This is a genomic window from Chryseobacterium capnotolerans (assembly GCF_021278965.1).
Classification (GTDB): Bacteria; Bacteroidota; Bacteroidia; order Flavobacteriales; family Weeksellaceae; genus Chryseobacterium; species Chryseobacterium capnotolerans.
The window spans coordinates 2,799,911-2,818,052 of record NZ_CP065589.1; the positions used below are offsets into that span (position 1 = coordinate 2,799,911).

At 37.1% G+C, this 18,142-nt stretch carries 13 protein-coding genes and 3 pseudogenes; 4 read left to right on the top strand and 12 right to left on the bottom strand.

What is annotated here, in order from left to right; all coding sequences use genetic code 11:
* Positions 1-62: 62 nt before the first annotated feature.
* The 4 genes and pseudogenes from carB to H5J24_RS13435 form a co-directional block, all read right to left on the bottom strand.
* Positions 63-3,244: pseudogene (gene carB, locus H5J24_RS13420) on the bottom strand (carbamoyl-phosphate synthase large subunit).
* Positions 3,245-3,303: 59 nt separating this feature from the next.
* Positions 3,304-3,657: a four helix bundle protein gene (locus H5J24_RS13425; protein WP_068942760.1), complete on the bottom strand. Its 354-nt coding sequence runs from the start codon at positions 3,655-3,657 to the stop codon at positions 3,304-3,306.
* A gap of 40 nt (positions 3,658-3,697) precedes the next feature.
* Positions 3,698-4,771 (bottom strand): carbamoyl phosphate synthase small subunit, encoded by a 1,074-nt coding sequence (locus H5J24_RS13430; RefSeq protein ID WP_068942759.1) that lies wholly within the window; start codon positions 4,769-4,771, stop codon positions 3,698-3,700.
* A gap of 650 nt (positions 4,772-5,421) precedes the next feature.
* On the bottom strand, positions 5,422-6,312 hold the full coding sequence (locus H5J24_RS13435) for an aspartate carbamoyltransferase catalytic subunit (RefSeq protein WP_068942758.1): 891 nt from the start codon (positions 6,310-6,312) through the stop codon (positions 5,422-5,424).
* Between the two features lie 240 nt (positions 6,313-6,552).
* Between H5J24_RS13435 and H5J24_RS13440 the strand changes: the two genes are divergently transcribed.
* Positions 6,553-7,011, top strand: a complete 459-nt coding sequence (locus tag H5J24_RS13440; RefSeq protein WP_232815583.1) for an Lrp/AsnC family transcriptional regulator — start codon at positions 6,553-6,555, stop codon at positions 7,009-7,011.
* Between the two features lie 314 nt (positions 7,012-7,325).
* Here H5J24_RS13440 and argH read toward each other — a convergent pair whose 3' ends face one another.
* The 8 genes and pseudogenes from argH to H5J24_RS13480 all read right to left on the bottom strand — a co-directional run bounded on the left by argH (position 7,326) and on the right by H5J24_RS13480 (position 15,897).
* Positions 7,326-8,630 (bottom strand): argininosuccinate lyase, encoded by a 1,305-nt coding sequence (gene argH / locus H5J24_RS13445; protein ID WP_068942757.1) that lies wholly within the window; start codon positions 8,628-8,630, stop codon positions 7,326-7,328.
* 318 nt (positions 8,631-8,948) lie between these two features.
* Positions 8,949-10,031 carry a M20 family metallo-hydrolase gene (locus tag H5J24_RS13450; protein WP_068942756.1) on the bottom strand — a complete coding sequence of 361 codons (1,083 nt, stop codon included), beginning with the start codon at positions 10,029-10,031 and terminating at the stop codon, positions 8,949-8,951.
* Positions 10,006-10,799 (bottom strand): annotated as a pseudogene (argB, locus tag H5J24_RS13455) (acetylglutamate kinase). Before argB ends, H5J24_RS13450 begins: the two are co-directional and overlap by 26 nt.
* 73 nt (positions 10,800-10,872) lie before the next feature.
* Positions 10,873-11,826 (bottom strand): N-acetylornithine carbamoyltransferase, encoded by a 954-nt coding sequence (locus H5J24_RS13460; protein ID WP_068942754.1) that lies wholly within the window; start codon positions 11,824-11,826, stop codon positions 10,873-10,875.
* A gap of 30 nt (positions 11,827-11,856) precedes the next feature.
* A pseudogene (locus tag H5J24_RS13465) lies at positions 11,857-12,997 on the bottom strand (aspartate aminotransferase family protein).
* A gap of 73 nt (positions 12,998-13,070) precedes the next feature.
* Positions 13,071-14,036 carry an N-acetyl-gamma-glutamyl-phosphate reductase gene (argC, locus tag H5J24_RS13470; protein WP_082811148.1) on the bottom strand — a complete coding sequence of 322 codons (966 nt, stop codon included), beginning with the start codon at positions 14,034-14,036 and terminating at the stop codon, positions 13,071-13,073.
* Positions 14,037-14,090: 54 nt separating this feature from the next.
* Positions 14,091-15,287, bottom strand: a complete 1,197-nt coding sequence (locus H5J24_RS13475) for an argininosuccinate synthase (protein WP_068942751.1) — start codon at positions 15,285-15,287, stop codon at positions 14,091-14,093.
* A complete protein-coding gene (locus H5J24_RS13480; RefSeq protein ID WP_068942750.1) occupies positions 15,259-15,897 on the bottom strand; it encodes a GNAT family N-acetyltransferase in 639 nt (212 codons plus the stop codon). The genes H5J24_RS13475 and H5J24_RS13480 overlap by 29 nt, the downstream gene beginning before the upstream one ends.
* Before the next feature lie 160 nt (positions 15,898-16,057).
* Between H5J24_RS13480 and H5J24_RS13485 the strand changes: the two genes are divergently transcribed.
* The 3 genes from H5J24_RS13485 to H5J24_RS13495 all read left to right on the top strand — a co-directional run bounded on the left by H5J24_RS13485 (position 16,058) and on the right by H5J24_RS13495 (position 18,086).
* The gene (locus tag H5J24_RS13485; protein ID WP_068942749.1) at positions 16,058-16,474 is read left to right on the top strand and encodes an IS1/IS1595 family N-terminal zinc-binding domain-containing protein; all 417 of its coding nucleotides are present in this window, start codon (positions 16,058-16,060) and stop codon (positions 16,472-16,474) included.
* A 231-nt stretch (positions 16,475-16,705) separates the two neighbouring features.
* Positions 16,706-17,092, top strand: a complete 387-nt coding sequence (locus tag H5J24_RS13490) for a hypothetical protein (protein WP_232815584.1) — start codon at positions 16,706-16,708, stop codon at positions 17,090-17,092.
* Positions 16,992-18,086, top strand: a complete 1,095-nt coding sequence (locus H5J24_RS13495) for a porin (RefSeq protein ID WP_232815585.1) — start codon at positions 16,992-16,994, stop codon at positions 18,084-18,086. Before H5J24_RS13490 ends, H5J24_RS13495 begins: the two co-directional genes overlap by 101 nt.
* Positions 18,087-18,142: the final 56 nt, after the last annotated feature.

Genomic DNA, 18,142 nt, shown 5'->3' on the forward strand with positions numbered 1-18,142 from the left:
TTAAGCTCAATAAAAGCCCCACAAGAAAACTTGCGGGGCTTATCATATCTATTTTTCCGAAATTACATCGTCTCCATTTTGAAGCTCATGCTTTCGATTACTTTTAGAATGGCTTCTACTGTATCCATTGAAGTTAAACAAGGAACTCCGTTTTCCACACTCATTCTTCTGATCTGGAATCCGTCTCTTTCTGCTTGTTTTCCTTTTGTAGTCGTGTTTACCACATACTGAACTTTTCCTTTCTGGATAAGGTCAATAAGGTTTACGTTTTCTTCTCCGATTTTGTATCCTATTTTGCAAGGAATTCCTTTTCCTTCGAAGAATTTCGCTGTTCCTTCCGTAGCCCAGATTCTGAATCCTACTTCATGGAATCTTGCGGCCAAATCAGCTGCTTCTTCCTTATGCTTATCCGCTACTGTGAATAAGATAGAACCGTGCATAGGAACTTTTCTTCCAGCGGCAACCAATCCTTTGTAAAGAGCTTTTTCTAAAGTAGTATCTTTCCCCATAACCTCTCCTGTAGACTTCATTTCAGGGCCTAAAGAGATATCAACTTTTGTCAGTTTTGAGAAAGAGAATACCGGTACTTTTACAAACACTCCTTCTTTATTTGGAACCAATCCGTTTTTGTATCCAAGATCTGCCAATTTCTGTCCTAAAATCGCTTTTGTTGCAAGGTTAGCCATTGGAACCTCAGTGATTTTAGATAAGAAAGGAACGGTTCTTGATGAACGTGGGTTTACTTCGATTACATACACATTTCCTTCGAAAAGAACGTACTGAATGTTCATTAACCCGATTACCTTCAGTCCTTTTGCCAGTCTTTGGGTATAATCTACTAAAGTATCAATTTCACTTTGAGAAATATTCTGTGGCGGATATACTGCGATAGAGTCTCCAGAGTGAACTCCTGCTCTTTCGATGTGCTCCATAATCCCTGGAATCACTACTGTTTCACCGTCGCAGATGGCATCTACTTCAATTTCTTTTCCTACCATGTATTTGTCAACCAAAACAGGGTGCTCAGGGCTTGCGTCTACTGCGTGCTCCATGTAGTGAGCCAATTCAGCTTCTGCGTATACAATTTCCATTGCTCTACCTCCTAAAACGTAGCTTGGACGAACCAATACCGGGTAACCAATTTCGTTAGCAATTTTGATGGCTTCTTCTTTTGAAGTGGAAGTTCTTCCTTTTGGCTGAGGAATTCCCATCTCCTGAAGTGCTTTTTCGAATTTATCTCTGTTTTCAGCTCTGTCAAGGTCTTCTAATGAAGTTCCTAAGATCTGTACTCCGTGAGAAGCTAATTTATCTGCAAGGTTGATGGCAGTCTGTCCACCGAACTGTACTACTACTCCTTTAGGTTTTTCAAGCTCGATGATGTTCATTACATCTTCTTCAGTAAGCGGCTCGAAATATAATTTATCTGAGATAGAGAAGTCTGTAGAAACGGTCTCAGGGTTATTGTTAATAATGATCGCCTCGTACCCCATTTCTTTGATTGCCCAAACTGAGTGAACGGTTGCGTAGTCGAATTCAACTCCCTGTCCGATTCTGATAGGTCCTGATCCTAGAACGATAATCTTTTCTTTATCAGAAACTACACTTTCATTTTCTTCTTCGTAAGTTCCATAGAAGTAAGGAGTTTCACTTTCAAACTCAGCAGCACAAGTGTCTACCATTTTGTAAACTGGCATTACCTCATTTTCTTTTCTGAAGTTGAATACCTCACGCTCTTTTACATCCCAAAGAACCGCGATATTGATATCTGCAAAACCTAATCTCTTAGCTTCAATTAATATTTCTTTATCAAACTTGTTGGCTGCGATTACTTTTTCGAAATCAACTAGCTTTTTAAGTTTCCAGATGAAGAATTTATCAATTTTACTCCATTCTACAATTTGTTCCCAATCGTATCCTCTTCTTAAAGCATCTCCAATGATGAATAGTCTCTCATCATCACACACTCTGATTCTTCTTTCGATTTCTTCAGCTGTAAGAGCCTGAGCTTGTTTAGTTTTTAATCCTAAATGTTTGATTCCTGTTTCTAATGAACGGATCGCTTTCTGTAAAGATTCTTCAAGGTTTCTTCCGATCGCCATTACTTCTCCAGTCGCTTTCATCTGAGTAGAAAGTCTTCTGTCTGCAGTTTCGAATTTATCGAATGGGAATCTTGGGAATTTAGTCACCACATAATCCAGAGCAGGCTCGAAACATGCGTATGTTTTTCCTGTTACCGGATTCATGATTTCATCCAGCGTTAATCCTACTGCAATTTTCGCAGCGATCTTTGCAATCGGATATCCTGTTGCCTTACTTGCTAAAGCTGATGAACGGGATACTCTAGGGTTTACCTCGATGATATAGTAATCGAATGAATGTGGATCTAATGCTAACTGTACGTTACATCCTCCTTCAATTCCTAAAGCTCTGATGATTTTTAGGGAAGCATTTCTCAGTAACTGATACTCCCTGTCTGAAAGGGTCTGAGAAGGAGCTACTACGATAGAGTCTCCTGTGTGAACTCCTACCGGGTCAATATTTTCCATGTTACAAACCACAATCGCGTTGTCGTTTGCATCACGCATTACTTCGTACTCAATTTCTTTGAAACCAGCGATTGATTTCTCGATAAGACACTGTGTAACCGGGCTGTGTTTTAATCCCAGTTCAGCAATCTCTTTTAATTCTGCTTCAGTGGAAGCAATACCTCCACCTGTTCCCCCATCGTAAAGGCAGGACGAACAATAACAGGATAACCGATATTATCTGCAAACGCAAGGGCTCCTTCTACCGTGTTTACGATATCAGATTCCGGAACCGGTTCATTTAATTCTCTCATCAGCTCACGGAAAAGGTCTCTGTCTTCTGCTCTGTTGATGGCAGAAAGTTTAGTTCCCAATACTTCCACTTTGCATTCTTCAAGAATTCCAGATTTTTCAAGTTCTACCGCCATATTAAGACCTGTTTGTCCTCCAAGCGTTGGTAATAATGCATCCGGACGTTCTTTTCTGATGATGTGGCTTACAAACTGTAATGAAATCGGCTCGATATACACTTTATCAGCGATTTCTACATCGGTCATGATTGTTGCAGGGTTTGAGTTGATCAAAATTACCTTGTAGCCTTCTTCTTTTAAAGACAGACAAGCCTGCGTTCCTGCGTAATCAAATTCAGCTGCCTGCCCGATGATGATAGGTCCTGAACCGATTACTAAAATTGTTTTTATATCTGTACGTTTTGCCATTTTTCTTTTTTTAGATACAAGATGTTAGATGTCAGATTTCAGACTTCTAACAGGATGTTTTACTTTTTTAAATTAGATTTGAATGTATAAATCATTCTTTGAATTTCGCTCAGATTCGATATTAAACGATCTACTTTTTCCGCATCAAGTAAATTCAATTCTTTTGTTAAAATTAACTGTGTCTGTAGTTCAAAAGAGGATGCATTTGCTATTCCAAGAAAATGATAAAATTCTCTATCATTATTTCTCCCTGCTCCTTCGGCTATATTAGAAGAAATAGAGATTACAGACCTTTTAATTTGAGAAATCAAACCAAACTTTTCATCTTTAGGCAACTCAGCACAAATAATATAAACCTGTTTTGCAAGTTCTATAGATTTCTGCCAAAAAACTAGTTTTTCAAAATTATGCATGATAAAGTCTGTTATCTGATGTCTAATATCTGAAATCTTATTACTTCTTAAAGTCTTCCATTAATTGGATAAACTCATCAAATAAGTAGTTTGCATCTTCAGGGCCTGGGCTTGCTTCAGGGTGATACTGAACAGAGAAACAAGGGTGGATTTTGTGTTTCAAACCTTCGTTGGTTCTGTCGTTCAGAGCGATGTGAGTTTCAATAAGGTCAGTTCCTTTTAAACTTTCCTGATCTACTGCATATCCGTGATTCTGAGAAGTGATGGCTACTGTATTTTTCGCTAAATCCAGTACAGGGTGGTTTCCTCCTCTGTGCCCAAACTTCAGTTTGAATGTTTTTGCTCCACAAGCCAATCCGATCAATTGGTGTCCTAAACAGATTCCGAAGATGGGAACTTTTCCTAATAATCCACGGATCATATCTAATGCATGCGGTACATCTTCCGGGTCACCAGGACCGTTGGAAAGCATAATTCCGTCTGGATTCATTAATAGGATATCTTCTGCTGTTGTATCCTGAGAAACTACGATAATGTCACAGTTTCTTTGAGATAATTCTCTGATGATTCCCAATTTAGCACCGAAATCTACCAATACTACCTTGAAACCTCTGTTAGGGTTTGCATAAGGTGTCTTTGTAGAAACTTCTTCTACCTGATTAATTGGGAATGTAGTTGCTTTTAACTCTGCAGCTGTTGCTGCTTCGTCTGCATCTGCATTCACAATTTTACCTTTCACTACTCCGGAGTTACGAAGAATTCTTGTCAGTCTTCTTGTATCAATTCCTGAAATTCCTGAAAGGTTTTTTTTCTTAAATAATTCATCTAAAGTAATCTGAGTACGGAAGTTAGAAGGAAGATCGCAAAGTTCTTTTACGATAAGTCCTTTAATAGCCGGCTCAATACTTTCATAATCATCACGGTTAATACCATAATTCCCGATAAGCGGATAGGTCATACAAACTATCTGACCACAGTATGATGGGTCAGAGATCAATTCCTGATACCCTGTCATTCCGGTATTGAAAACTACTTCACCTGCAGTTTCCAATTCTGCTCCGAAACCTTCTCCATGAAACACTTCACCGGACTCCAGTATTAATTTTTTCTTCATTTTTTCTATTTAGATTTTCTTTTTTATTAACAGGTTGCCTCTAAGAGGCTTTTTTTTTTATATCCCAAGGGTTTCACCCAAGGTTATTAATAGGTCGCCCCTACAGGGCTCGTATTATTATTGTCTTTCTTATTTTTCCAGGGGTTTCACCCCATGGCTATTAACAGATCGCTCCTACGGAGCTCACATAATCTTTGTCTTCTTTATTTTCCAAGGGTTGCACCCATGGTTATTAATAGGTCGCCCCTACAGGGCTCATATTATTATTGTCTTTCTTATTTTTCCAGGGGTTTCACCCCATGGCTATTAACAGATCGCTCCTACGGAGCTCACATAATCTTTGTCTTCTTTATTTTCCAAGGGTTGCACCCATGGTTATTAATAGGTCGCCCTACAGGGATCATATTATTATTGTCTTTCTTATTTTTCCAGGGGTTTCACCCCATGGCTATTAACAGGTCGCTCCTACGGAGCTCACATAATCTTTGTCTTCTTTATTTTCCAAGGGTTGCACCCGTGGTTATAACAGGCCGCCATTACAGGCTTGCATCATTGTTATCTTTATTATCTTCCAGAGGTTTCACCCCATGGCTATTAACAGGTCGCTCCTACGGAGCTCGCTATACTTTTTACTTTTACCTTGGCTCTTTTTACTTAAAAGTAAACCCTTTTTCTTCCAGAGCATCCTTTAAGATGGCCATTCTGGCAAAAACACCATTTTCCATTTGTCTGAAGACTCTTGAACGGTCGCATTCTACCAGATCTGAGTCTATTTCTACACCTCTGTTGATAGGTGCCGGGTGCATGATGATTGCTTCTTTTTTCATGGCTTGCTCTCTTTCTTTAGTCAGGCCATATCTTTTATGATAGTCTGATGCTGTGAAACTCATGGCTGCATCGTGTCTTTCGTGTTGGATTCTCAATAACATCAGAACATCTACTTCAGCGATCAGTTCATCAACTGAAAGGTAAGTTCCGTTGATTAGTGCTCCTTCATCAAACCATTGCTCAGGTCCTGAGAAATATACTTTAGCTCCTAATCTTCTTAAAGCTTCAGCGTTTGAGTTCGCCACACGGCTGTGTTTTACATCTCCTACAATTCCTATTTTTAATCCTTCAAACTTTCCGAACTCCTGATAGATGGTCATCAGATCCAGCATACATTGTGAAGGATGGTTTCCTGTTCCGTCTCCACCATTGATTACAGGAATTTTAATATTTTTCAGTTCTTCAAAATATCTGTCTTTCTTATCGCGGATCACTACCAGATTTACCCCAAGACTCTCAATTGTCTTCACTGTATCATAAAGACTCTCCCCTTTATTTACAGAACTGTGTGAAGCATCAAAATGAACTACCTGCAATCCTAATTTTCTTTCTGCAATATCAAAGCTGGTTTTTGTTCTTGTGCTGTCTTCGAAGAAAAGATTGGAACAAAAAACTTCGCCTTCAATTTTAGCAGTTTTTCCATTTCTAAAAGCCAGTGCTTCTGTCAGTATACTGTTGATTTTCTCGGTACTTAGTTCTGTAATCGTAAACATAATCTTAATTTTTGAGCATAAAAAAAGCGAAGACAACAATCTTCGCTAATAACAATAAATATCGTAAAGGGCGCTTTCGCCCGGTAAATCTAATGATATAAATGCTTTTTTATTCATTAGGTGCAAAGATATAACAATTTTATGAACCTACAAAAACAAAGTTTAAAATAAATTAAAACCTTGAGTATTTCCTTATTCTCATTTAAAATTAATATTTTTGTTGCAACACAACATTATTCTATGGATTTAAAAGACAAAATGATTCTCAGCATTATACAGGAAGACTCTACTTTATCAGTGAAAGAAATTTCAGAAAAGATTGGTCTAACCTTTACTCCAACGTATGAAAGAATCAAACAACTGGAGAAGCAGGGGATCATTCAGAAGTATGTAGGTCTTTTAAACCGTGAAAAACTGGGTTTGAACATTGTAGTCTACTGTAATGTACGTCTTAAAGAGCAATCCAAGAAAGTTTTGGAAACTTTTGAGAAGCATATTGGAAAGTACGATGAAGTACAGGAAATCATAAGTCTTTCCGGGGAGTATGATTATATGTTGAAAATTATTGCCAAAGACATCAACTCTTATAATGAGTTTGCAGTCAATGTAATTTCAAACATTCCTAACATCGGGCAGTACCATAGCTCTATCGTTCTTCATGAGGTGAAAAAAATCCACCAAATTCAAGATAGACCTTGAATAGTTTTCCATTTTAAACCATTAAGGAATTTTAAGTGGTGAAGAGTAACTAATAGCATTCCAAGCGAATGGTAAAAGCAATCTGTAAAATTTCAAACTTTACTTAACTCTTCCTATCTTAAAATTCTTTTGTGAGCTTTCATGGCTCTTATGACAATCATCAATTTCAAAGATCAAAATAAAATCCAACCATTAAGACCGGCTTAAGCAATTAAGATTTAAGGATTTCACAACGATAAACATAAGGCGATTCTAAAGTAATTTTAGATTTTTTATGTCAACTTAAGCCTTTATATATCTTAATGGTTTAGATTTTAACCTAATAATTTATTCTTCAGTTTATTGAACTGGTATTCTATTTTATCCAGGCACAGATTTCCTATACTTCCCTGGTGAGTATGATCTAAAGCTCCTGGTTCAAATTCAAACTCATTATTTTCAATCTCCTGTCCAACTTTCACGTAAGCATCACGGAAAGAACTTCCGCTTTTCACTTCTTCATTGATCTTCTCTACGCTGAACAGGTATTTATATTTTTCATCTTCCAGAATTCCGTCTTTTACCTCGATATTGGGTAAGGTATAACTTAAGATCTCTAGACATTCTTTTAGTGAATCAATCGCCGGGAAAAGAATTTCCTTGGTTAACTGAACATCTCGGTGATATCCTGAAGGAAGATTATTCGTTAACAGAATCAGCTCATTGGGTAGCGCCTGAATTCTGTTGCATCGCGCACGAACCAACTCGAAAATATCCGGGTTCTTTTTATGAGGCATAATACTGCTTCCTGTTGTAAATTCTTTGGGAAAGCTAATGAAATTGAAATTCTGATTCAGATATAGACATACATCATAAGCAAACTTCCCAAGGGTTCCTGCTAAAGTTGCCATCGCCATTGCCAATAACTTCTCTGATTTTCCACGGGTCATTTGAGCATACACCGAATTATAATTCATGGACTGAAATCCTAGATTATAAGTCGTACTTTCACGATTGATCGGGAAAGAGGAACCATATCCTGCTGCTGAGCCCAGTGGATTTTTATTGATGATATTTTTAGTTGAAAATAGCATTTCAACATCATCTAAAAGTGCTTCTGAATAAGCTCCAAACCACAATCCGAAAGAGGAAGGCATCGCAATCTGCAAATGAGTATATCCCGGAAGCAGTACATTTTTATGCTGATCTGCCAGTTGGATCAAAATCTGGAAAAACTCATCGGTAAGTGCCGTAATTTCACGAATTTCATCTAATAAATACAGTTTGATATCCAATAAAACCTGATCATTTCTTGATCTTGCCGTGTGAATTTTCTTTCCGGTGTCTCCTAATTCTGTAATCAGGATTGCCTCTACCTGAGAATGGATATCCTCAGCTTCTTTATCAATTTCAAAATTACCATTTTCAATTTCCTGTAAAATATCGTTTAATACCGCCAGCATCTGTTCCGATTCTTCCTGAGAAATAATTCCGGTTTCTGCAAGCATTTTACAATGTGCCATAGAACCTTTAACATCATATTTCGCTAAACGTTCATCAAAGTCAAGGTCTTTTCCTACGGTAAAGTTATTGACTAATATATTGGTGGCCAGGTCATCCTTTTGCCATATTTTTTTCATAAGTATGATTGATTTTTCTAAGACTGCAGATGATCATCTACTGATTTCATCACAGTCTGATTTAAAATATTTGATTGATTTTGACAAGCCCAGCAAGACTATCCTTATTATTACTATTAACTATAAAAAAACATTTCCTTAATATGTAAAGTCACTTTTTAATGGTATTGTTTGCATAAATCCTTATTAAAACGTAAACTTTATTGCCTGCTGAGCGTAGTCAAAATATATGTTAAGCTGGAAGGCTGAAGCTAGAGGCTGGAAGTTAATAACAAACGATAACAACTTCCTTTCTTCCATCTTTCTGCTCCCCGCTTTTTATAACACTTTTTCCAAAATCTGGATATAGATCTCAATTCCTTCTTCGATTTCATTGATATAGATAAATTCATCCGCTGTATGAGAGCGCCTACTGTCTCCAGGACCCATTTTTACAGAGGTACATGGTATAATGGCCTGATCTGAAGAGGTTGGCGAACCATACGTTGTCCTTCCTATTTCCAATCCTGCTTTTACGAACGGGTGATCCATTTCAATTTTGGATGAATTCAACCTGAAAGACCTCGCCGTAAGTGTTGATTTCATCTGAGACTGGATGATTTCAAAGGCTTCTTTATTGGAATATTCATCCGTTACCCTTACATCCAATGTAAAATGACAAGATTCCGGTACTACGTTATGCTGCACGCCAGCATGAATCCCTGAAAGCGTTACTTTTACTTCTCCTAAATAATCTGAAACCTTCGGAAATTTAAAATTTAAAATTCCCTGCAGGTCCTCCATACATTTGATAATGGAGTTATCGTCATTCGGATGAGCAGCATGAGAAGGAGTTCCTTTCATTTCTCCATCAATCACCAACAATCCTTTTTCAGCAATTGCCAGGTTCATCTGCGTGGGTTCTCCTACAATGGCAAGTTCTATATTAGGTAGTTGTGGAAACAGAGCCTCGATTCCGTCAAAACCTGAAATCTCCTCCTCTGCTGTCAACGCAATCACTAAATTATATTCTAAATCTTCTTTATCATAAAAATGTAAAAAAACCTGCGCCATAGAAACCAGAGAAGCTCCGGCATCATTGCTTCCCAATCCGAAAAGCTTTCCTTCTTTCTCAATGGGCACAAACGGATCAAGCGTATAGGCTTTATTGGGCTTTACCGTATCATGATGCGTATTCAGCAAAACTGATGGTTTAAATACATCAAAGTTTTTGTTTACCGCCCAGATATTATTCTTAAAACGTTTTGTAGGAATCTGATGCTTTTTGAAAAAGTTTTCAATTTCCACCGATGTATTGAATTCATCTTTACTGAATGAAGGAATTTCAATCAAATTTTTAAGCAATTCAACCGCATTTTTCAGCAATTCTTCTTTATTATAAACAGATTTCAGTTCCTGCATGATGATTCTCTATATGGTTTTTAAGTTCTGTTTCTTTAATGAGAAACACTTTATTTACATTATTCTTTATCGCTCCAAGAGCGTTCTCTAGTTTGGGTAAAATCCCTTTATGAAGCTTTCCTTCTTCTTTCAATGTTGTAAAATCCTCTTCAGAAATACTTTTGATCAGAGATTCCGGGTCATCTACATTTTCCAACACTCCTTGTTTGTCAAAACAGTACAGCAGCTCTACTTCATATTTTTCAGATAAAGCCTGAGCAATCGCAGAAGCAATAGTATCTGCATTGGTATTGAACAGATTTCCTTTTCTATCGTGAGTAATGGCAGAAAAAACAGGAATAAGATTCAGCTTAATCAATTTTGAAACCAGCTTTTTATTCACACTTTTCTTTGTGATATCTCCCACAAACCCAAAGTCTATTTCAGGATGTTCTCTTTTCTTAGCTTTTATAAGATTTCCATCTGCTCCGGAAAATCCAATGGCATTACATCTTTTCTGCTGTAATTTTTCAACAATATTTTTATTGATTCCCCCGCATACACCATCGTTACAATATCCAATGTATCTTTATCCGTAATCCGCCTTCCGTTCACCATTTTCTGCTCTATGCCGAGTTTATCTGCCAGCGTATTCGCTAACTTCCCTCCGCCGTGCACAAGGATCTTCTTTTCTTTAATTTCGGAAAACTGATCTAAAAACTGATCCAGCAATCGTTCATCATCAATGAGCGCTCCGCCTATTTTTATGATGTATATTTTCTGTTTCATTTTTTTACATTTAGAATTGATAGGAATCTATTCCTATCTTGGGTTAAATCGTCCCTTTGGGACTCATTGGATGTTATTTTATATTGTCTAGAATTTCGCTAAAGACTGCCTGTGCTGAGAAAATACGGTTCTTTGCCTGTTGGTAGATGATTGAATTTTCTCCATCCATTACTTCATCGCTTAATTCTACATTACGACGAACCGGAAGGCAGTGCATTACTTTTGCCTGATTGGTATTCGCCAGTTTTTCATTGGTAAGCATCCAATCATCTTTTACTTCAGGCATTGCCGCATAATCATTAAACGAAGACCAGTTTTTCACATAGATAAAATCTGCATCTTTCAAAGCTTCCTCCTGATTGTGAATCACTTTTGTATCTTTTGTAAAAGCCGGATCCAAATCATACCCTTCCGGATTAGTAATTACCAGTTCAACATCCATTTCCTGCATCCATTCTGCAAAGGAATTTCCTACTGCATGAGCAATTGGCTTGATATGTGGTGCCCAGGTTAAAACCACTTTCGGCTTACGGTCTTCTTTCCAGTTTTCTGTAATCGTAATACAGTCTGCCAAACTTTGCAAAGGATGACGTGTTGCTGATTCTAAAGAGATAACAGGAACTTTTGCATGCTTCTCAAACTGGCTTAGAATGCTTTCATTTACATCGTCTTCTTTGCTCTTCATGCCTGCGAAACAACGTACCGCAATGATGTCACAATATTGATTTAAAACCTCAATAGCATCTTTGATATGCTCTACAGTATCTCCATTCATTACAGCTCCATCTGCGAATTCAAGATTCCATGCTTCCTGTGCTGCGTTTAACGTTAATACATTTAAACCTAGATTTTGTGCTGCAATCTGGCTGCTTAAACGGGTTCTTAAGCTTGAGTTTAAAAATACAAGTCCTATAGTTTTCCCCTTTCCTTTTTTTGTTTCTGAAAGTGGGTTCGCCTTAATTTCTAAAGCTTTTTTTATGATTTCCTGTAAGTTTTCTACATCACTTACAGCTGTGAATTTTTTCATTTGAATTGATTTTAAAGATTTTAATACCTCTTACATATTTTCCAACACCTCTTTCAGAGCGTTGATAAAAAGATCCGTTTCCTCTTTTTTGATATTCAGTGCCGGAAGAATCCTTAAAACACTTTTATCGTTTGAGTTTCCGGTAAAAATGTGATGATTGAACAGTAAGCTTTTTCCTTACTTCGGAACAGTCTCTATCGAGTTCTATTCCGATCATCAACCCTTTCCTTCGGATGGATTTAATATGTGGTAAACCTTTAATTTCATTTTCAATATACTCGCCCATTTGCTGAGTATTTTCGATAAGATTTTCATCTTTCATTACATCAAGAACAGCAATGGAAGCTACACACGCTAAGTGATTCCCACCAAATGTTGTTCCCAATAGGCCATTGCTAGCCTGGAATTTAGGACTAATCAAAACTCCGCCAACCGGAAATCCATTTCCCATTCCTTTCGCTGTTGTGATAATATCTGCCTCAATTCCAAATTCCTGGTGTGCAAAGAAGTATCCGCTTCTTCCATATCCTGACTGTACTTCATCTAAAATCAAAACCGTATCATATTGATCACACAATTCTTTAATTTTAGATAAAAACTCCGCCGTTGGGATCATAATCCCTCCTACACCCTGAATTCCTTCAATAATAACAGAAGAAATTTCATTTCCGTGTACTGCAAAAGTTTCTTCAAGCTGCTTAACATCATTCCATTCGGATTTAATGAATCGTTCCGAAAAATTTACCGGAGCAACAATCTTAGGATTATCTGTTACAGAAACCGCAGCAGAAGTTCTTCCGTGAAACGATCCGGAGAAGTAAAGCACTTTGCTTTTTCCATTATGAAAAGAAGCTAGCTTCAATGCATTTTCATTCGCTTCAGCACCAGAATTACAAAGGAAAAGATTGTAGTCTTCATATCCTGAAAGTTTTCCCAGTTTATCAGCCAGTTCCACCTGCAACTCATTTTGAACCGAGTTAGAATAGAAAGAAATCTTCTCTAACTGTTCCTTCAGTTTATTCTGATAATGCGGATGATTATGACCAATAGAGATTACAGCGTGCCCTCCGTAGAAGTCAAGATATTTTTCGCCTTTATCATCCCAAAGGAAAGATCCCTGAGCTTTAACTGGATGTATGTTGAATAATGGATATACGTTGAATAAATTCATGTCTTTTATAAATGATAATTGATTAATGATACGGGATTCGAGTTTCGAATTCCCATAAATATCAGTGGGTGCATTAAAATGCTATCGGTTTCAGATTCAAGCCTGTATTTTCTTCCCAACCCATCGCGATATTCATATTTTGTACCGCCTGTCCTGAAGCTCCTTTCAACAAATTGTCAATCGCTGAGTGAATAACGGCAACATTTCCACTCTTTTCAATCTGGATCACACAGCGATTGGTATTGACAACCTGCTTTAAATCAATTGCTTTTTCACTTACCGTAACAAACGGTGCTTCTGCATAAAAATCCTGGTACAATTGATAGATGTCAGAAAGTCCCAAATCTGTTTTCACTGTAGAACTTGTAAAAATCCCTCTTGCAAAATCCCCTCTCCATGGAACAAAATTCAGGCTGACTTCTTTATGATTAAACAAAACTATCTGTTGTAAAATTTCATCTACATGCTGATGAGTCAATGTTTTGTAAGCTGAAACATTATCATTTCTCCAGGTGAAGTGTGTTGTTGCCTGTAAAGACTGTCCAGCACCTGTAGAACCTGTAATTCCCGTTGTAAAAACTTCATCTAAAACCTCTTTTCCAGCCAATGGTAATAATGCCAACTGAATTGCTGTAGCAAAACACCCAGGATTCGCAATGCTTTTTGAATTCAACAGTTGTTTTTTATTGATTTCCGGTAATCCGTAGATAAAATTTCTGTTTTCAAAATTCCCATCCAAACGGAAGTCATTTCCTAAATCAATAACTAATGTGTCTTCTTTAACCGGATTTTGAGTTAACCAATTCTGGCTTTCCTTATGTGGAAGACACAGAAAAAGAATATCTACTTCTTCAGGTTGATCTGTCAGCACCTGCTCACAAACCGTCGTTAAATCCGGGTACAGATCCGAAATTCTTGTTCCCGAATTCGAACGACTATATAAAAAACTCAATGTCACATGGGGATGGAAAGCCAGCAAACGTATCAACTCGCTTCCTGTATAACCGTTGGCTCCTACTATTCCTATTGTTTTCTTCATTTTCAAGCTGATAGGATTTCATCCTATCTTTTGTTAAATCGTTCCTTCGGAACTTTAGTTGATATTTTGGTTAATCTGGTGATATATATTTAAGGAATTGCTTACAATTTTTGTGTATCCTTTTACATCATCTCCCGTCCATGCTCTGTTAGCTTCTCCATAGCTTCCGAATTTATCAGACATTAAATCATGATCGGATTCTATTCCATTTAGGATAAATCTATATGGATGAAGCGTTACAAATACTTTTCCACTTACTGTTTTCTGAGAATCGGTTAAGAAAGATTCAATATTTCTCATTACCGGATCTAAGAAAAGTGCTTCGTGAAGCCAGTTTCCATACCAGTCAGACAACTGGGATTTCATCATTTGCTGATATTTTGAAAGCGTATGTTTCTCCAATAAATGGTGCGCTTTGATAATCACAGAAGCCGCTGCCGCTTCAAACCCTACTCTTCCTTTAATTCCTACGATGGTATCGCCAACATGGATATCACGACCAATTCCGTAAGCAGAAGCCAGTTGCTCTATTTTTTGAATAGCATACACAGAATGAGCAAAGCTTTCTCCATTTACCGCTACTACTTCTCCATTTTTAAACTCAATTTCCAATTCTGAAGACTGAGTTTCCTGAACCTGAGATGGAAAGGCTTCTTCCGGTAGATAATTTCTTGATGTTAAAGTCTCTTTTCCACCTACAGAAGTCCCCCAAAGTCCTTTATTCACTGAATATTGTGCTTTATGGAATTCCATTTCATACCCATGACTTTTCAAAAACTCGATTTCTTCTTCACGGGATAAAGCCATATCACGGATCGGCGTAATGATTTCAATATTCGGGCACATTACCTGGAAAATCAGATCAAAACGAACCTGGTCGTTTCCAGCCCCTGTACTTCCATGCGCGATAGCATCTGCTCCTACTTCAATCGCATATTTTGCAATTTCCTGCGCCTGAATGGTACGTTCTGCACTTACAGAAAGAGGATATGTGTTGTTTTTCAATACATTTCCAAAAATCAGATACTTTACACAAGAATTATAATAATCTTCCTGAGCATCTACGCACCTGTATTCTTTTACCCCAAGGTTTAAAGCTTTTTTCTCCAGCTCTTTTTCTTCTTCTTTGGAAAAACCTCCGGTATTTACAGTAACTGCATATACGTCATACCCCAGTGTTTCACTAAGATATTTTGCACAGTAGGAAGTATCTAAACCTCCACTAAACGCTAAGATGACTTTCTTGTTCATTGCTATATTTAATTTCTGGTTGTGCATTCACAACACTGTTTACTTTATTATGATCAGGCTGATTATTTACAGCCTCATTATTTTTTATATTTTCAGGAACAAATAACATTGCTGTACATAAGCAGTTTTTACGTTCCTTTTTCATTAGAATCTCATAATTCACACAGTTCTTACAACCGCTCCAGAATTCTTCATCCTGAGTAAGTTCAGAATAAATGACCGGCTTGTATCCTAAATCACTATTGATTTTCATTACCGCAAGTCCTGTTGTTAATCCGAATACCTTTGCTTCAGGATATTTTTCTCTAGATAACTGGAAAACTTTATGCTTAATCTGAGTAGCTACTCCACCATGCCTGAATTTGGGAGATACAATCAGCCCCGAATTGGCAACAAATTTCCCATGTGACCAGGTCTCTATATAACAGAAGCCTACCCACTCACCGTTTTCAGTAGCAACCACAGCATTGCCTTCTGAAATCTTCTTACTCAAATATTCGATGGAACGTTTTGCGATTCCCGTTCCTCTACGCTGTGCAGAATCATACATTTCCTGCTGTATTTCACTCACATACATTAGATGTTCGCATGAGGAAATTTCTATTTCCATTTATTTATCTAAATTTTTTGGCAAATTTAAAATATAATTTCTTTAAAAACCAAATTAAAAAGATATTTTTTTTGTTTTAAAAATTTACACAGGTAAAATTATCTTTATTCAAATATATATATTTGCTTATTTATTATATATTTGCTAAAATAATATAGTTATGGAAAACACATGTCCTAAGTGCAAAGGAAACAAGGTAGTTAAAAGCGGTATAATCAACGAAAAACAGAGATTTCACTGCAAAAGCTGCAACTATTATTTTACGGTTAAAAAACTAGGAAAACAGATTGACGATTATTATGTCACCAAAGCATTACAGCTTTATCTTGAAGGTTTAAGCTACCGTGAAATTGAAAGAATTATTGGTGTTTCCCATGTTACCATAAGCTCATGGATCAAAAAATACAATATTACAAGACCTCCACATTCGGAATTTCATCCTGTTTATAAAATACTGAAACAAAATGAATTAATTGAATACATAGCACAGGAAGAGAATATTAAGAACTCCGGGATTATTATTACTCAGTTTGCGGACAAGTACATGTTGATTAAATGGGAAAGATTTAAGAAGTAGATGCAAGGTTCGGGGTTCGGGGTTCGAGATGCGAGGCGCAATAAAAAACAATTAATTATCAGCGTTTTATAAATAAAACAAATTCAAAAATCCGGATTACAAAACTCGAAATTCGTATCTCGTAACAAATTATACCTATACTATTACCACTAATATATATTAAATTTTCGTAAATAAATTATTAATTACAATTTGGCTTTCACAAAAAACAACACCAAAAATTGATAATTTATGAAGAAATTACTTACATTCATTGGAGTGGCCTTAATTAGCGGTTCTATGTATTCGCAGGGTTCTCCTGATTACGGCAGTGGGTTAAAAATAAACCTCAATCCTGAAGGAGACAAATTCATCAGATTTATTTTATGGGACCAGCTTTGGCTAAGGAACAGCCAAATGAACCCTGGAAGTATGGTTGGAAATGAACCAACAGACAATACATGGAACCTGGGAAACAGGCGATTACGTGCTTTAACCTACGCACAGATCTCTAAGAGATATATGATCCTTCTTCATTTTGGAATTAATAATCAAACCTTCATCAACGGCGGTGCTTCAGGAACCTCAGGAACAGGAGGTTACGGAAATGGAAAAGAAAACCCAAATGTTTTTTCATGATGCATGGAATGAATATGCAGTTATTTTACCTGGAGAAGCAGGAAAATTCAGTTTATCTTTAGGGGCCGGACTTCATTACTACATGGGACTTTCCCGTATGACCATGGCTTCTACCCTAAACTTCCTTACGGTAGATTCTCCGGTCTTTTCCTGGCCACTGATTGATAATTCTGATCAGTTTGGAAGACAAATCGGAATGTTTGCTAAAGGTAAATACGGTAAACTAGAATATCGTTTCAGTTTAAACAAGCCTTTCGCTACAGATCTTGCTCCAGCTAATGTAACTGATCCTTCAAGAGCTGTAGCGGTAGACAATAACGGAAATCCAAGTTTTTCAAAAGCAGGATATGTTGAATATCAATTCCTTGATGAGGAATCCAACACCCTGCCTTTCAAAGTAGGATCTTATTTGGGAACGAAAAAAGTATTCAATGTAGGCGCCGGATTTTACCATCAGGCAGATGGAACAAGAACTTCCGTGAATTCAAATGTAGAAAAACATGATATTACTCTTTTTGCAGTAGATGCTTTCGCCGATATTCCATTAGGGGAAGCAAAAAACAAAATGGCAGTTTCTGCTTATGCCGGATATTATAATTACAATTTCGGCCCAAACTATGTAAGAAACCTGGGAACCATGAATATTGCGGCATCTGATCCTAATTTCACAGGCAATAAAGCTATTGCAGGGCCAGGAAATTTACAGCCAACCATCGGAACAGGTAATATTATCTATGCCCAAGCCGGTTTACTATTGCCAAGTCAGGCAGAAAAGCCAAAAATCAGAATACAACCGTTTGCAGCTTATACTCACAAAAATTTTGAAGCCTTCGATAAATCATCCAATCAATTTGATGTTGGAGCCAACTGGTTCATAGATGGGCATCACGCCAAAATCACAACACAATACTCAACAAGACCTGTTTACACCAATCCTACCGAAAAACCTTCTTCAAAAGGAGAATTCATTGTACAATTCCAGATTTATTTATAATCTGAATACACTAAGGTTATAAAAATTATAAGATGAGTTAAGTTAAGTTCTATTAA

Excerpts from the sequence above, each read along its gene's own strand:
- argH (WP_068942757.1), bottom strand. The coding sequence starts at position 8,630 with ATGAAAAAAATATGGCAAAAGGATGACCTGGCCACCAATATATTAGTC.
- H5J24_RS13485 (WP_068942749.1), top strand. The coding sequence starts at position 16,058 with ATGGAAAACACATGTCCTAAGTGCAAAGGAAACAAGGTAGTTAAAAGC.
- H5J24_RS13475 (WP_068942751.1), bottom strand. The coding sequence starts at position 15,287 with ATGAACAAGAAAGTCATCTTAGCGTTTAGTGGAGGTTTAGATACTTCC.
- H5J24_RS13425 (WP_068942760.1), bottom strand. The coding sequence starts at position 3,657 with ATGCATAATTTTGAAAAACTAGTTTTTTGGCAGAAATCTATAGAACTT.
- H5J24_RS13480 (WP_068942750.1), bottom strand. The coding sequence starts at position 15,897 with ATGGAAATAGAAATTTCCTCATGCGAACATCTAATGTATGTGAGTGAA.
- H5J24_RS13435 (WP_068942758.1), bottom strand. The coding sequence starts at position 6,312 with ATGTTTACGATTACAGAACTAAGTACCGAGAAAATCAACAGTATACTG.
- H5J24_RS13460 (WP_068942754.1), bottom strand. The coding sequence starts at position 11,826 with ATGAAAAAATTCACAGCTGTAAGTGATGTAGAAAACTTACAGGAAATC.
- argC (WP_082811148.1), bottom strand. The coding sequence starts at position 14,036 with ATGAAGAAAACAATAGGAATAGTAGGAGCCAACGGTTATACAGGAAGC.
- H5J24_RS13450 (WP_068942756.1), bottom strand. The coding sequence starts at position 10,031 with ATGCAGGAACTGAAATCTGTTTATAATAAAGAAGAATTGCTGAAAAAT.
- H5J24_RS13430 (WP_068942759.1), bottom strand. The coding sequence starts at position 4,771 with ATGAAGAAAAAATTAATACTGGAGTCCGGTGAAGTGTTTCATGGAGAA.
- H5J24_RS13440 (WP_232815583.1), top strand. The coding sequence starts at position 6,553 with ATGGATTTAAAAGACAAAATGATTCTCAGCATTATACAGGAAGACTCT.
- H5J24_RS13490 (WP_232815584.1), top strand. The coding sequence starts at position 16,706 with ATGAAGAAATTACTTACATTCATTGGAGTGGCCTTAATTAGCGGTTCT.